The organism is Chitinophaga sp. Ak27 (genome assembly GCF_012726295.1).
Classification (GTDB): domain Bacteria; phylum Bacteroidota; class Bacteroidia; order Chitinophagales; family Chitinophagaceae; genus Chitinophaga.
The window spans coordinates 132,240-146,829 of record NZ_JABAOB010000011.1 but is presented as its reverse complement, the minus strand read 5'-3'; the positions used below and the strand labels follow the sequence as shown (position 1 = coordinate 146,829).

The 14,590-nt window shown below is 47.2% G+C and carries 13 protein-coding genes; 8 read left to right on the top strand and 5 right to left on the bottom strand.

Going from position 1 to position 14,590, the window contains the following annotated elements; translation table 11 throughout:
• Positions 1-15 precede the first annotated feature (15 nt).
• Positions 16-1,347: a DEAD/DEAH box helicase gene (locus tag HGH90_RS28510; protein WP_168765349.1), complete on the bottom strand. Its 1,332-nt coding sequence runs from the start codon at positions 1,345-1,347 to the stop codon at positions 16-18.
• A 103-nt stretch (positions 1,348-1,450) separates the two neighbouring features.
• On the opposite strand from HGH90_RS28510, the gene HGH90_RS28505 reads away from it, so the two are divergent.
• Positions 1,451-2,377: an NADP-dependent oxidoreductase gene (locus HGH90_RS28505; protein WP_169192475.1), complete on the top strand. Its 927-nt coding sequence runs from the start codon at positions 1,451-1,453 to the stop codon at positions 2,375-2,377.
• 28 nt (positions 2,378-2,405) lie between these two features.
• Here HGH90_RS28505 and HGH90_RS28500 read toward each other — a convergent pair whose 3' ends face one another.
• The gene (locus tag HGH90_RS28500; RefSeq protein WP_168765347.1) at positions 2,406-2,789 is read right to left on the bottom strand and encodes a winged helix-turn-helix transcriptional regulator; all 384 of its coding nucleotides are present in this window, start codon (positions 2,787-2,789) and stop codon (positions 2,406-2,408) included.
• A 107-nt stretch (positions 2,790-2,896) separates the two neighbouring features.
• Between HGH90_RS28500 and HGH90_RS28495 the strand changes: the two genes are divergently transcribed.
• The gene (locus HGH90_RS28495) at positions 2,897-3,604 is read left to right on the top strand and encodes a DsbA family oxidoreductase (RefSeq protein ID WP_168765346.1); all 708 of its coding nucleotides are present in this window, start codon (positions 2,897-2,899) and stop codon (positions 3,602-3,604) included.
• A gap of 60 nt (positions 3,605-3,664) precedes the next feature.
• Here the strand turns inward: HGH90_RS28495 and HGH90_RS28490 are convergent, their stop codons facing one another.
• Positions 3,665-3,811: a hypothetical protein gene (locus tag HGH90_RS28490; protein ID WP_168765345.1), complete on the bottom strand. Its 147-nt coding sequence runs from the start codon at positions 3,809-3,811 to the stop codon at positions 3,665-3,667.
• A 331-nt stretch (positions 3,812-4,142) separates the two neighbouring features.
• Here HGH90_RS28490 and HGH90_RS28485 point away from each other — a divergent pair, with 331 nt between their 5' ends.
• On the top strand, positions 4,143-4,310 hold the full coding sequence (locus tag HGH90_RS28485) for a hypothetical protein (RefSeq protein ID WP_169192474.1): 168 nt from the start codon (positions 4,143-4,145) through the stop codon (positions 4,308-4,310).
• A 99-nt stretch (positions 4,311-4,409) separates the two neighbouring features.
• A complete protein-coding gene (locus HGH90_RS28480; RefSeq protein ID WP_168765343.1) occupies positions 4,410-5,363 on the top strand; it encodes an ion channel in 954 nt (317 codons plus the stop codon).
• 106 nt (positions 5,364-5,469) lie between these two features.
• Here HGH90_RS28480 and HGH90_RS28475 read toward each other — a convergent pair whose 3' ends face one another.
• Entirely contained in the window at positions 5,470-6,918 is a 1,449-nt protein-coding gene (locus HGH90_RS28475; protein WP_168765342.1) for a sodium:solute symporter, read from the bottom strand.
• A 209-nt stretch (positions 6,919-7,127) separates the two neighbouring features.
• On the opposite strand from HGH90_RS28475, the gene HGH90_RS28470 reads away from it, so the two are divergent.
• A complete protein-coding gene (locus tag HGH90_RS28470; protein ID WP_169192473.1) occupies positions 7,128-8,060 on the top strand; it encodes a bifunctional helix-turn-helix transcriptional regulator/GNAT family N-acetyltransferase in 933 nt (310 codons plus the stop codon).
• Here the strand turns inward: HGH90_RS28470 and HGH90_RS28465 are convergent.
• A complete protein-coding gene (locus HGH90_RS28465) occupies positions 8,057-8,515 on the bottom strand; it encodes a DinB family protein (protein WP_168765340.1) in 459 nt (152 codons plus the stop codon). The two genes, HGH90_RS28470 and HGH90_RS28465, sit on opposite strands and share 4 nt — an antisense overlap.
• A 210-nt stretch (positions 8,516-8,725) precedes the next feature.
• On the opposite strand from HGH90_RS28465, the gene HGH90_RS28460 reads away from it, so the two are divergent.
• From HGH90_RS28460 to HGH90_RS28450, 3 genes are all read left to right on the top strand, one after another.
• Entirely contained in the window at positions 8,726-10,363 is a 1,638-nt protein-coding gene (locus HGH90_RS28460) for an acyl-CoA carboxylase subunit beta (RefSeq protein ID WP_168765339.1), read from the top strand.
• 162 nt (positions 10,364-10,525) lie between these two features.
• The gene (gene rnhA / locus HGH90_RS28455; protein WP_211093028.1) at positions 10,526-10,987 is read left to right on the top strand and encodes a ribonuclease HI; all 462 of its coding nucleotides are present in this window, start codon (positions 10,526-10,528) and stop codon (positions 10,985-10,987) included.
• Positions 10,988-11,496: 509 nt separating this feature from the next.
• A complete protein-coding gene (locus HGH90_RS28450; RefSeq protein ID WP_169192472.1) occupies positions 11,497-14,586 on the top strand; it encodes a SusC/RagA family TonB-linked outer membrane protein in 3,090 nt (1,029 codons plus the stop codon).
• The last annotated feature ends 4 nt before the right edge of the window (positions 14,587-14,590 follow it).

Here is a 14,590-nt window from a genome sequence, read left to right as displayed (position 1 = left end):
AAAGCTCGTACTATCTTATTTCTTTTTCGGCGTCCGCTTCTTTGGCTTACCGTATTTCAGCATCATCTTTTCTTTATGTGATACCTTTTTATTAGTCTTCATATTTTTAGCCAGCTTCTGGTGGAAGGCAGGCCCAACGTCTTCCCGTTTGGGCGCTTTCACGAGCGTATTACGCATGAATACCTTCGGTTTTTCATCTTCCGTTAATACATCTGAAATGGTAAGATCCCCTGGTAAAGCCTGTTCAGGGATGGTATAGTTCATCAGGCTTTCAATCCGCTCCAGGTTTTCCTTTTCTGCATCTTTGGTAAGCAGGATGGCAATCCCCTTTTTGTCGGCTCTACCGGTTCTGCCTATACGATGGATGTAGTTTTCAGGCACTTCCGGCGTGTCGAAGTTAATCACATGCGTTACTTCCGCTATATCCAATCCACGGGCTACGATGTCGGTAGCAATCAGGAAGCGGGTTTCGCCCGACTGGAACTTACGCACGGTATTAAAACGATGGTTCTGCTCTTTATTGGAGTGAATGATCCCCACCTTGTCAGGGAATTCTTTGATCAGTTGTTCGTACAGGTCATCTGCCAGTTGTTTAGTTCCTACAAAGATGAGGGTTTTGGTCATGCTGGCATCATCAGTGATCAACAGTTCCAGCAGGTTTACCTTGGTGTAAAAGTTTGGAACTTTATACACAATCTGGTCGATGTTTTCTAGTGGAGTGCCGGTAGGAGCTGCTTCTATTCTGACAGGATCATTGAAGTGCGTGTTAATCATTTTCTCCACGTCTTCCGTAATGGTGGCGGAAAACATCAGGTTCTGTCTTTTTGGTGGCAGCAGGTCCATAATATTGGTGAGCTGTGTACGGAAGCCCAGGTTCAGCATTTCGTCTACCTCATCGATGATGAGGCGTTTGATGGATTTTACTTTAAGGGCGCCACTGAGTATGATATCATATAGACGTCCGGGTGTAGCCACCAGGATATCCAGCTTATCTTTCACTGCTTCCATCTGTGGATTCATGTTCACGCCGCCATATACGCCCAGTACCGATACGTTCATGTAGGTGGTGAGTCGCCTTACGGATTCAACAACTTGTTGTACCAATTCCCTGGTAGGCACCAGGATCAGCACGGTGGGATGCTTTTCTTTTGAAAACCTGAACATTCGGAGCGTGGGCAGCAGGTAAGCAAAAGTTTTACCGGTCCCTGTTTGTGCAATACCGCATACATCCTTACCAGACATGATCACGGAAAATGCACGTTGTTGTATAGTAGTGGGGGTGCTTATGCCCAATTCATCCAATGCGTTTAATAAAGGGGTATTAAGATTTAAATCACCAAAAGTCATGATACAGCTATAATTATGAACGGCAAAGGTAAGTTTTTTCAATTTTATGACCGGCGGTTTCCGCTTTAGGCAGGCTGCAAGGTGTATCTTAGCAAAAAAAGATATGAAGAACCTCCACATACCCGCTATCCGCGTACACACCTATGGAGGCCCGGAACAGTTGCTGTTGGAGGAAATCCCGGTACCGGTTCCTGCCAAAGATGAGGTGTTGATAAAGGTAATAACCAGCGGGGTGAATCCGATCGATTGGAAAGTAAGAGAAGGTTTTATGCAGCATCCGTTGCCCTACATCCCCGGTGTAGAAGGGGCAGGCATTGTTACCGCTGTGGGAGAAGGCGTATACGGCCTTAAAATAGGTGATGAGGTGTATGGCTCCGTAGATGGTTCCTATACCACTTATGCCGCCGTGTCCACGGAAGTATTGTTCCGCAAGCCGCATACGGTCTCTTTCGAGGAAGCCGCTACGATGGCCGGTGCCAGAACTGCCTGGGGCGCCTTGTTTGATGTAGGACGCCTGGCCAAAGGGCAACGTATCCTGGTACATGGCGGGGCTGGTGGCGTAGGTCATTTTGCTGTGCAACTGGCTTATAATGCGGGAGCATATGTCATTGCTACAGCCGGCGAGGCTAATGTCGACTTTGTGGCCACGCTGGGCGCCAGCGAGGTGGTTGATTATAAAGCCGCGCCTTTTGAAACACAGATGGACCCGGTAGATATTGTGCTGGATACCGTGGGTGGCGATGTGACTGCCCGGTCCATGAAAGTGTTGAAACCCGGCGGGTTGTTAATCAGCATCGTCAACATGCCCGATCCGGCCATGGCGGAAGCCGCCGGCGTAAAATCCGTATGGGGAGGCACTAAAACGCTGGCCGCTATGAAAGCGGTGCATGACCTGCTGGAAAAAGGATTGATAAAACCTTATGTCCGCAGGGTGTTTCATTCCCTGTCAGCAGCAGCTGCTGCCCAGGAATACAGTAAAAGTGGGGGAGGTGGAAGAGGAAAAATTGTACTGAAAGTAGGAGAGATATGATCAAAAGCGGCGCCTGATGGCGCCGCAGTTATTTTCCCAATATCTTCTTCCGGTGCTGCAGTCCCCACTGCTGTAGCGCTACAATCACGCTTTCCAGGGTGGCGGCGTAAGGCGTCAGGGTATATTCTACCTGTACCGGTTGCGTATCATATACTGTCCGCCGGATGAGCTTATGCGTTTCCAGGTCTTTCAACTCCTTGGAAAGTACTTTCGATGTAATTTTAGGGATACTGCGCTCAATATCCCGGAAGCGGTTATGCCCCCGGGAAACGGCGATGATAATGGGTAGCTTCCACTTCCCACTGATCACATCCAGTGCATCTCTTACGGGCATGATCACCTTATGACAATCGGTATGGCTGTCGCCCGTTGGCGGGGCGCCACAATCCACCAGCAATCCTGTACTCTTCATTTATATAGGTTTGGTTTCCCCCGGTAAAGCACTTACCTTTTGGAAACTGGTTACTTTTTGATAGCAAATGTATTTAACTTTGCGGAGCAAACACTAAAAAAATAAAAATGAAAGTAGAAATATGGTCCGACATCATGTGTCCGTTTTGCTATATCGGCAAGAGGAAATTTGAAGCGGCATTGGAACAATTTCCAGGTAAAGACAAGGTAACAGTGGAGTGGAAGAGCTTCCAGCTGAATCCCGACCTTAAATCCCAACCAGGCAAAGACATATATGAATACCTGGCAGAAATAAAGGGACAGTCCCGCGAATGGTCAGTGGCCGTTCATGAACAAATGACTGGCACCGCCCGGGAAGTAGGACTCACTTATAACTTTGACAAAGCCGTGGTAGCGAATTCTTTTGATGCACACCGCCTCATCCAGCTGGCTAAAAAGCACGGAAAAGGAGATGCCGCCGAGGAACGCCTGTTTTACGCCTACTTCACAGAAGGAAAAGACATGAGCAATCATGATACCCTGCTGGAAATCGGCACCGACATCGGTCTCGATAAGGCTGAAGTAACAGCGGCACTGGCATCCAGCGAATTTGCCGAAGCCGTAAATCATGACGTAAATGAAGCGCAGCAACTGGGCATCCGCGGAGTCCCCTTCTTTGTACTGGACCGTAAATATGCCGTATCAGGCGCACAGCCGGTAGATGCCTTTACGCAGGCACTGGGACAGGCTTTCGAGGAATGGAAGAAAACACAACCGGTAGTGGAGCTTGAAACCTTGTCAGGGCAGGTTTGTACCCCGGATGGAGAATGTAAGTAAGTTGTTTTTGGTATAGTGGGGTTGGTTACGCCGTAACCAACCCTTTTTTATAGTATATCATTAGAGCGATTTCAGGGTCGTCATAAAAGCATGCGCCTGCTCTTTGGTTTTAATGACCTGCGCCCGGGAGTTTACACCACCTGATTTTAAGGTGACATTGATATTGCTATCCTTGCATTGTTTTGCCTTGAGCAGGATAGCGTCCATTTTCCGTTAGGTGTTTTTATCCATACAGTTAAATTACAGGCAAACATCTGGTAGTTTGTGAATCACGTCCAAACAGTTTCATACTGATTATTAAGCTTTTGATTTAAGACAATCTCCCCTATATTTACGTAACAAATTTTCTTTCATGAAAAAACAATTCGACGGCTTGTAGCACCAAATGTGTTAACAAGTGAAAAACTACAAATGCTTAAAGGAAACGACCCATCGCCGTACTTACAACCTTGTCAGGAAAGAGGAACTGGCCATGTGCTCCAGATGCAAATGGCACCCTAGTTTCTGGCGTAGATGCGCGGATCACCCTTTTATCTACATGGTTTACGAGGACGATGGTACCAATAAACCCTATAAACAGCGGTTTACACATCATCTCAACTGGAAACTGGTAACGAAACAGCCCAAGCAATGGATGAAAAAGAAATGGCATCAGAAGGTGCTGTCTAATTTCGAGAATGAAGTCACCATCTATTTTGGGATTTGATAATTACCTAAAAATGCTGAAAGGTCATCTTCCCAACGGGAGATGACCTTTCTTATAGAACAATATTCTTCTTAGCTTTATATCACAATTATCGATCTTATGGCGCTTCTGAAAAGAATCAACCCTTTTTTAAGACAGAACAACGACACCGGCTTTGGCGTAAATGCCAACGGTTACGGTGGCCGCTTTATTAACCGCGACGGGAGCTTTAACATACGCCGGGAAGGCCGGTCGTTTATGCACCGTTTCAATATTTACCATGCGCTGCTGAATGTCCCCGCCTGGCAGTTTGCAGTTGTGATCCTGTTATTTTATTTTTCTATTAACCTGTTATATTCCGGTATTTACTGGTGGATCGGTTACGACGATTTCCAGGGGATCATCGGGAAAACGCCCTGGCAACGGTTTAAGGAAATTTATTTCTTCAGCACCGAAACCTTTACAACGGTAGGATATGGCCGGGTAAATCCGGTAGGTGACGGGGCCAATACAGTGGCTGCTATTGAAGCCATGACAGGCTTTCTGTCTTTTGCAGTGGCTACAGGTCTTATCTATGGCAGGTTTTCCAAGCCCAGGGCGCACCTGCTGTTTAGCGACAATGCCGTGATTACTCCTTTCCAGGACAAAACTGCCCTGATGTTCCGCTTCGCTTCCTATAAGGAAAATCATACGCTTACCAATGTAGAAGTGCTGGTTACCCTGGGGCTGCAGGTGCAGGAAAATGGAAACGCAGTGTATAAATTTTATACCCTGCCCCTGGAACGGCGACATGTAGAAACCTTGTCGATGAACTGGACAGTTGTGCATCCTATTGATGAGGACAGCCCATTGCAGGGATTTACCTCACATGACCTGGAAACAGCCGATGTGGAGGTGTATGTAACTGTAAGGGGCTTCAACGATGTATATGCCAATACCGTTATACAACGTACATCTTACACCTACGATGAAATAGTGTACAACCGGAAATTTGTACCAATGTACAGGGAAAGTGATAATGGAAAAACAACGGTGCTGGAGTTGCACCATCTGAATAAAACAGTCGAAGTTTAAAAAAGCAGAGGGCCAAAAGCAGAAAGCAAAAAGCTATTGTGGCGAATGTTTAAAGCGAATTTTAAATACTCGCTATGTTCTTCTCCATAATAGCTTTTTTCTGCTTTTAGCTTTCAGCTTTACGCGATATCAGCAACAGGCCAATAAACGTAAAGGAGCCATTTATGATCAACAGTTCCAGTCCTATCTGGAAATGTCCAAACAACACAGACTGGTAAGTATCTACTAATAAGCACAGCAGGGGGGCCGCCACGCAGACCAGGGGTACCAGGGAGTCGTTTACTTTACGTTTCGACAGGATACCAAAGGCAAACAATCCCAGTAATGGTCCATAAGTATAGGTGGCCACTTTCAGGATGACGCCGATCATGCTCTGGTTATTTACCCATTCAAATACCATCACGAACAACAGGAAAATGAACGCCATGAGGAGGTGTATACGCTGACGCACTTTTTTCTTTGTTGCTTCCGGCCAGTCGCTTCTCCGCTGCATATCCAGTATATCGATGCAGAGGGAAGAGGTGAGGGCCGTCATGGCGCCATCGGCACTGGGAAACAGTGCAGATATCAGGGCAATAATAAAGATCACGGAAATCACCGGCGGCATATGATGCAAGGCCAGTTCCGGGAATAATTTATCGCCTGTAGCAGTTACCTGTTGTTGGGCGCCATACAGATGGAGCAGGCCACCCAGGAAGAGAAACAGGCCAATCACGATCACCATGATAAAGGCCAGTGATACCATGTTTTTCTTGGAATCTTTTAATGTTTTTACAGAGATATTTTTTTGCATCATCTCCTGGTCAAGACCGGTCATCGTAATGGTAATAAAGGCGCCTGCCAGTATCTGTTTTATAAAAAACAACTTGCTATCGGGATCAGTATTGAAAATGGTAGTCAGCCCCCGTTCATGCATTGCACTCAGGCTCTGTCCCAGGCTGAGATCCATGGTGTGCAGGATAAAGCCTACGCAAATGACCAGGCCAGCCAGCATACAGGTGGTTTGCAGGGTATCTGTATATACGATTGTTTTTACCCCTCCTTCATAAGTATAGAGGAGGATCATGATCAGGATAACCAGCGTGGTAATCCAGAATGGCACCCCGAAACTGGAAAGAATGGCATCCTGGAGAATGCGTACCACCAGGTATAACCTCGCCGTAGCGCCCAGGGTGCGGGACAGGATGAAGAAGGAAGCGCCGGTTTTATAGGATTTGGTACCAAACCGGGTACCCAGGTAATTATAAATAGAGGTGAGCTGCAACCGGTAATACAAGGGAATCAGTACATAGGCAATGGTAACGTACCCAATAAAGTACCCCAGGGTAATCTGCATGTAGGAAAAAGCATCTTTCCCTACGGCGCCAGGTACGCTCACAAAGGTAACCCCGCTCAAAGAGGTACCGATCATACCAAAGGCCACCAGCATCCAGTTACTGTTACGGTTGCCGATAAAGAAAGAGTCGTTGTTCGAATTACGGCCTGTATACCATGCTACGATCAGCAGGATGACAAAGTAAGCAATGACAAAAGAAAATAATAAACCCGGAGACATAAATCTGATTTCGTGATAAGGGCCTTTTGCTGCTGAACAGCAAAGGGAAGGTAGCAAATATAATATTTGCTGGAAATTTATCTTCATAGGTAACAGAAAACCAGTAAATGGGTGCTTAAAACCGCAGTAAATAAAATAGTTGACATAGGCAAATAAATTATTTGCCTATGTCAACTATTTACGTATTTTTGTTTGAAAAACAGCCTCCTATGTCTAGTAATTCCCAGGTAGTAAGCGATGTACGCAGTTTTAACCGCTTTTATACCGGCATGATCGGGTTATTAAATCAGCATATCCTGGATAGCCAGTTGTCGCTATCAGAAGTGAGGGTATTATATGAAATAGGGCAGCTGGGAAAGTGTACGGCAGGACAGCTCACCGGTATTTTAGGGATAGATGGCGGCTACCTCAGCCGCATGTTGAAACGTTTTGAAAAAAATGGCTGGCTGTTAAGGCAGCAATCTACCGCCGACGGGCGTACGTTTTTTTTGCAGCTGAGTGCAGCGGGGAAAAAACTAATGGCCCAGCTGGAAGATAAATCGACCCGGGAAATTCATCAGCTCACCGATCCCTTGTCTGAAAAGGACCAGCATCAGCTCACCGGCGCCATGAAAACCATTCGGCAGGTGTTATCGAACGATAAAGGCGGGGAACCTTCAGCTATCCATATACGTTATAACCTGCTGCCCGGCGATGTAGGATACCTGATTTATCTGCACGGACATTTGTATGCCCGGGAATGTGGGTACAACCTGGAATTTGAAAGCTATGTCTGTAAAACATTCTATGAGTTCCTGCCTGCCTATAACCCGGCGAAAGACCGTATGTTTATCGCTACAGCCGATAATCAGATGGTTGGCGCCGTGGCCATACTGGGATCTTCCCGGCACCTGGCGCAGCTGCGCTGGTTCCTGATCCATCCCGACTACCGCGGCAGAGGGCTGGGAAAACGTTTGCTGCAGGAAGCCCTGGATTTTTGCCGGGAAAAAGATTACCAGAAGGTGTACCTGATGACAACCAGCATGCAGGAAGCCGCTATCAGTCTCTATAAAAAGGCCGGCTTCCGCAAAACGGGAGAAAAGTACCTGCAGCTTTGGGGACAGCAACTATATGAACAACGTTACGATATGGACCTGTTTTAGGCGTATTTATGCAGCAATACAATTTGCCCCAGGTGATACGCATCATGTTCTGCCAGTCCCTGTAAATATCGGATGGCAGTGTATTCGGTGCCCGGAATGGTATCAAACAGGAACTTTTCGGGGAAGTTCCGGATAGCCGCGGTGATCATCTCAAAAGAATGTCCCAGCCGGTGAATGGTAGCCTGCCAGTTTTCCTCCCCATGATTTTCAGGCATATAAAAATCAGGCAGATCTCCGTCCTGCTCGGGAGCCTCGTTATGCATATACCGTTGCACCCGCTGGTGCCAGAAAATCAGGTGATTTACCAGCTCCCAGGTATTGTTGGAATCGCCGAAGCGTTGCACAGCCTGGGCTGCATTCATGCGCGACAAATGCTCCTGGAAAGTGACATCTATCCAGGGATTGCCATTGTATAGTTTTTCCAGTGATGAGGCTAAGTGTTCCGTTAACGACATACAAAAGAATTTTATTTTTTAAAAGATATCTGTATCTCTTTTAAATGCTATACATATAACCGGCATACAGCTATACAAATAAGAAACAGAATCGCGGTAATCATAATATTCATCAAAATACCAACGAAGTCCGGCGGGAGCCGGGCAGGTCCCTCTTCGTAATTTACTGAATTCTTTCCCTTATTTTTAAAGAATATAAAACCCATCGTTATGGATCAGCAGCAACTGGAAACCAATAAAAATGAAGATGCCATGCGGATGGCGATCAGTACTATGAAACAACGCCTGGGAGTGATTGAACAGGGCGGAGGAAAAAAAAGCCTGGAAAAAGTGCGGCAACGGGGTAAGCTTACCGCGCGCGAGCGCATCGATTACCTGGTAGACAAGGACACCACTTTTATGGAAATAGGCGCCTTTGCCGCCTATGATATGTACAATGAATATGGAGGTTGCCCTGCCGCCGGTACAGTAGGTGGTATTGGGTATGTAAGCGGGCGGCAATGCATGATCGTAGCAAACGACATGACTGTAAAGGCGGGCGCCTGGTTTCCGATGACCGGTAAAAAGAACCTGCGTTTACAGGAGATAGCGATGGAAAATCATCTCCCGGTCATTTACCTGGTAGACAGCGCCGGCGTATTCCTGCCTATGCAGGACGAAATTTTTCCCGATAAAGAACATTTTGGCCGCATCTTCCGCAACAATGCCCGGATGAGCGCCATGGGCATTACCCAGATTGCAGCTGTGATGGGTAGTTGCGTGGCCGGAGGCGCCTACCTGCCCATTATGAGCGATGAAGTGCTGATGGTAGAAGGCAATGGCTCCATTTTCCTGGCCGGTCCTTACCTGGTAAAAGCCGCTATAGGAGAAGATGTAGATGCCGAAACATTAGGCGGCGCCGTTACCCATACCGAAATTTCGGGTATCGCCGACTATAAATTTAAATCAGATGAAGAGTGCCTGGACCAGGTGAAACGAATTGTCAGTAAAATAGGGCAGCCTGCCCAAGCCGGGTTTGATCGTATCGCAGCAGTAGCGCCCACTAAACCAACCGAAGAACTGGACAGTATATTACCAGCCGACAGCACCCGTCCCTATGATATGCTGGAAGTAATAGAACGCCTGGTAGATGATTCTGCATTCGACCAGTATAAACAGGATTATGGTAAAAGTATTTTGTGTGGATACGCCCGCATCGATGGATGGGCAGTAGGCATTGTGGCCAACCAACGTAAGATTGTGAAAAGCCGCAAAGGTGAAATGCAGATGGGGGGCGTTATTTACAACGACAGCGCCGATAAGGCCGCCCGCTTCATTATGAACTGTAACCAAAAGAAAATCCCCCTGGTATTCCTGCAGGATGTTACCGGGTTTATGGTAGGCAGCAGAAGTGAACACGCCGGCATCATTAAAGATGGAGCTAAACTGGTGAATGCAGTGGCCAATTCGGTGGTCCCCAAAATTACGGTCATCATTGGCAACTCCTACGGAGCAGGCAACTATGCTATGTGCGGAAAGGCTTATGATCCCCGTTTTATCTATGCATGGCCATCAGCCAAGATTGCCGTGATGGGAGGGGAGCAGGCTGCGAAGACATTATTACAGATACAGGTTGCTTCCCTGAAAGCCAAAGGTGAAGTGATTACGCCTGAAGAAGAAGCACGGCTGCTCAAAGAAATCACCGATAAATATACCGCACAAACAACCCCTTATTATGCCGCCGCCAGGTTATGGGTAGATGAAATCATCGATCCGGCCGATACCCGTGCACGCATCGCAGAAGGAATTAAAGCCGCCAACAACGCACCTGTGGAACATGCCTTTAATGTAGGCGTATTCCAGGTGTAGTAAGTGAGCTGAAAGCGGAAGGCATAAAGCAAAAAGCTATTATGGAGGAGGACTTAAGCGATTTTTAATATTCGCTATAATCATTCTCCATAATAGCTTTTTGCTTTATGCCTTCCGCTTTCAGCTCATTTATACTACCTTAGCACTTCTTTAAAAATAAATATGGCTGAACTGGTAGTATATACGGATGGCGCCTCCCGTGGCAACCCTGGCCCCGGCGGATATGGAGTAGTATTGATATGGGGCAGCTTGCGCAAGGAGTTGTCACAAGGGTACCGAAAAACCACCAACAACAGGATGGAGCTACTGGCAGTAATCGTAGCGCTGGAAGCCCTCAGGAAGGAGGGATTAACAGTGACCATTTTTACCGATAGCAAATATGTAGTAGATAGTATAGAGAAAGGATGGCTATGGGGTTGGGTGAAAACAAACTTTAAAGAGAAGAAAAATAAAGATTTGTGGCTTCGTTTCATTCCACTCTATAAAAAACATCGCGTCAAAATGCAGTGGGTAAAGGGTCATGCCAGTAACCCGTTCAATAACCGCTGCGATGAACTGGCTACAGCTGCCGCCGACAGTGGCCATTGGCTGGTAGATGAAGAATTTGAACGCACCTGTGCTTAGCCCGCTATCGCACAATTACCCAGACATTGAAAAAGTAAAAAACAACCCTTCTGCATTTTGATGACAGAAATTTTCCGTTCATCACATTTTTATCAGCGCAATACCGCGTCAAACCTGTAAAACCAATATTTAAAAAAGTTTTATCCACTTTTTTAACAAATGTTTTGTTTTTCTTTATGAAAGCACATAGCTTTGCGACCCATTAGTCTATAGAAGTTATAGGGTAATAAAGATGGAATTTAAATGATTGCTTATGCGGAAAATAACCCAACCATTTTTAGTCATTGACTATTGTTGTTGCCATTAATTAACCAATAAACTGAAAATACCAACTGTCCGTGCGAACCGCTGTGGCAGCGAGTTACAACAATCCATAACCGTACCTGGGCACACCAGCCGTAACGGCTATTTACAACAATGAAATGCCATACTGTAAAAGTCTGTTACACAACAGGCCTGTACTTGTATTGCCGAAAACCTGGTTTATTATTATTCTCAACCCTTAGTTTATGTTACAACGACTACTGCTCTCATTGCTGCTGTTTGGCCCGTTGGCCACATTTGCGCAGTCACGTACGGTCACAGGCCGTATCTATTCTGCAAAAGACAATACGCCACTACCCGGGGCCACCGTGGTAGTAAAGGGAACTACTAACGGAACCGTTAGTGATCCTAATGGAAACTTTACTTTACAGGTCGGCGACCCTACTGCAACTGCCCTGGTGATCCGCTTTGTGGGCCTGGAGCCGCAGGAAGTACCTATTAGTACAACGCCATTGAATGTTTCCCTCAAGAGCGCTGGGAAAGACATTGACGAAGTGGTGGTGGTAGCTTACGGAACGGCTAAAAAAAACTCCTACACAGGTTCAGTAGCCACCATCAAAAGCGATGAACTGGTCAACCGCCAGGTATCCAACGTTACCAAAGCCTTACAGGGCCTGGCTGCAGGTGTGCAAAGTTCTGCTTCCAGCGGACAACCCGGCTCAGAAGCTACCATCCGCATCCGCGGAGTGGGCTCTATCAACGCATCGGCCGATCCTTTATACGTAGTAGATGGTGTACCGTACGGAGGTAGTCTCAGCGCGATCAATCCGTATGATATTGAATCTATCAGCGTACTGAAAGATGCCGCTTCCAGCGCATTATATGGTTCCCGTGGCGCCAACGGGGTGATTATCATTACCACCAAAAAAGGCAGGAAAGGCGGAAATAATATAGACGTTCGCGTTAGCCAGGGCTATTCTAACAGAGCAGTAAAAGATTATGAAAAGGTAAGTACTGACCAATATTTTCAGATGTACTGGGAAGCGTTGCGCAACGCAGGATTGACCAATGGTTTATCTCCCGCTACGGCAGCCGCTCAGGCCAGCAGCAACCTGGTAAGAAGAGTGGGTATTAATCCCTATGGCACGGCCTTTCCACAGCCGGTAGGCACCGACGGCAAACTGGTGAACGGCGCCAAACCCCTCTGGGATGACAGCTGGAATGATGCCATGCAACGTACCGGTCACCGTACAGAAGCCGACCTCAATATCAGCGGCGCTACCGACAAAAGTCGCTACTACATCGCCGGAGGCTACCTGGATGACCAGGGTATTTACCTGGGCTCAGGATTTAAACGCTATAACGTACGCAGCAACGTAGAGCTGGATGCCAAAAAATGGCTGAAAGTAGGATTGAACCTCAGCGGCGCACATTCAGAACAACAAGCACCCCCTTCTGAAGACAGCCGCTCCGATAACTATGTAAACTACGGCAGGCTGATGTCGAACTTTTATCCTATTTACCAGCGCGACAAAGCCACAGGACAATACATCCTGGATGCCAACGGTAATAAGATATTTGATTTTGGTAGCTACCGCCCCAGCGCCGATAATCCAAACAGCAACCTGGTAGCCACTTCCGCGATAGATAAACACAATGTGATCCGCGATGACGTATCTGCCCGTGTGTTTGGAGAAGCGACGATCTGGCGCGGACTGAAATTTAAATCCAGCTACAACGCCGACTATACTAACCGTCAATCGCACGACTACACCAATCCCACCCTGGGATTTGATGCAGAAGTAGGTGGTACCGTGGAAAAGGCCACTTATCGTACTTTCAGCTGGACCTTCAATAACCTCCTTACCTACGAAGAAACGTTCAACGAAAAGCACCACTTGAGCTTACTGGCCGGACAAGAAGCTTATAAATACCAGACCACATTTATGGACGGTCAGAAATCTGGTTTCTCCCTGCCAGGGCTGGATGAGTTGTCGGATGCCTCCCTGATCAAGGACTTACAAGGATATACAGATACGTATACCCTTTCCAGTTACCTCGGCCGTGCCGAATACGATTACGACGGCAAATACTTCCTGTCGGGTTCCCTGCGCCGCGATGGATCCTCCCGCTTTGCGCCCAACCGTCGCTGGGGTACCTTCTGGTCAGTAGGCGCTTCCTGGAAACTGACAGAAGAAAAAGCACTGAAAGATGTTTCCTGGATCGATTTGCTGACGGTACGGGCCAGCTATGGAGGACAAGGTAACGATAACCTGGGCCCGGATTCTTACTACAACTACTATCCTTTGCTGGAAGTAAACAGCAACCTGGGAGAAGGGGGTACTTACCGCCGGTTTCTCTATAACCCGCTGCTGAAATGGGAAACAAACCTAAACTTCAACGCAGGGGTAGACTTCGCCCTGTTTAATAATCGTTTTAGCGGTACCGTGGAATTCTTCCAGCGCAGTTCGAAAGATCTGCTGTATTCCAAGCCGCTGGCTCCTTCCCTGGGTTACGGTTCCATTGCACAAAATATCGGAGCCCTGAAAAATACCGGCGCGGAACTCACCCTGCATGGTATACCCGTTAAAACAAAGGATTTCAGTTGGGCCATAGACCTGAATATGACGCACTACCGGAATAAGGTAACAGAACTGCCGCAAAAAACTATTATCAGTGGCACTAAAAGACTGGAAGTAGGAAAGTCTATCTATGAATTTTATCTCAGGCAATGGGCTGGCGTAGATCCTAATACCGGCTTACCGCAATGGTATGTCGACAAAGCCGATGGTACCAAAGGTACTACCAACAACTATAGTGCCGCCAGCCTGTATGGTAGCGGTTCTTCACTGCCGGACGTATACGGGGGGATCACCAATACCTTTAACTATAAAGGATTTTCTTTCTCCTTCCTGGTGGCGTATAGCCTTGGAGGTAAGGTACTGGACCAGGATTACCTGTTCCTGTTAGGAACCGGCACCAGCCCCGGCCGGCCGTTTTCTACAGAAATGCTGAACCACTGGACACCGGATAACAAGAACACTGATGTTCCAAAGCTGACAACCATCAATACCAACTGGACATCCGTTTCCAGCCGTTTCCTGTATGATGCCAGCTATGCGCGGTTAAAGAGTGTGAACCTGAGCTATAACCTTCCGGTTTTATGGATGGAGAAGGCGCACCTCCATAACGTAATGGTTTACCTGCAGGGAGAAAACCTGTTCACCCTCTATAAGCATAAAGGGCTGGATCCGGAACAATCCATCGGAGGAACCACTTATTACCGCTATCCGGCTATTAAATCACTGTCTGCCGGTATTAACCTCAGCTTCTAAACAT